Raw genomic sequence first — 784 nt, forward strand, 5'->3', positions numbered from 1 at the left:
TGGGCGATGCGTTTCTTGCGGATGTGCCCGAGCCGACTACGCCACAGACATGCCTTTGCCACACCACTAGTAGAATCAATATAATTTACACTATGTCCTAAATTGTCAACACATTCAACAGTTTCATACACACCATCACAAGGATAAGCAGTAAAAATCAAAATACCATTTTTGAAAACAGAAATCGAACCAATTTTATTATCAAAAGAAAATTGAAATCCTTGTCTGAACAATGCGTGAAATGAAATAATGTTTCTTGCCATTTCTGGCGAATAGCAACAATTAAATAACTCTAAACAAACATCACTACTAAGCACTAAACTATAAACGCCGATCTTGGTAACAGGGGACGATCTCCTATTGCCCATGATCAAGTTCAGTCTACCGTGCTCCACCTCCCTGCTTTCCTTTAGGCCCTGCAGATCAGAACAAATGTGAAAACCACATCCTGTATCAAGGACCCAAGAATTAGAAGATGGNNACCCAAGAATTAGAAGATGGTGAGTTTTTAGAGATAGTGTATATACCTGCTGTCGATGGCTTTACTTTCCCATCCTTGACATCCTGCAAGTATTTGGGGCAGCTTCTCTTCCAATGGCCCTTCTCTTTGCAGTAGAAACAGTTGGCTTCATCGGGGTTGGCCACACAAGGAATCTGGGAAGACTTGGTTCTCGAGCCATTACTGGATGACCCGACCTGAACCTTTTCCCTCCAATTTTGCTTAGGAGGGCCCTTCCTTTTCTTTCCTTTGCCACTTCCAATGGCTAAGACGGGCTGAATAACC

At 42.6% G+C, this 784-nt stretch carries 1 protein-coding gene; it reads right to left on the bottom strand.

The features are described from left to right. On the bottom strand, nt 1-491 hold a 491-nt coding region (locus HX793_RS32170), incomplete at its 3' end, for a hypothetical protein (protein ID WP_498055035.1). Nucleotides 492-784 lie beyond the last annotated feature (293 nt).

This window comes from Pseudomonas reactans, from assembly GCF_013387025.1.
Classification (GTDB): domain Bacteria; phylum Pseudomonadota; class Gammaproteobacteria; order Pseudomonadales; family Pseudomonadaceae; genus Aquipseudomonas; species Aquipseudomonas reactans.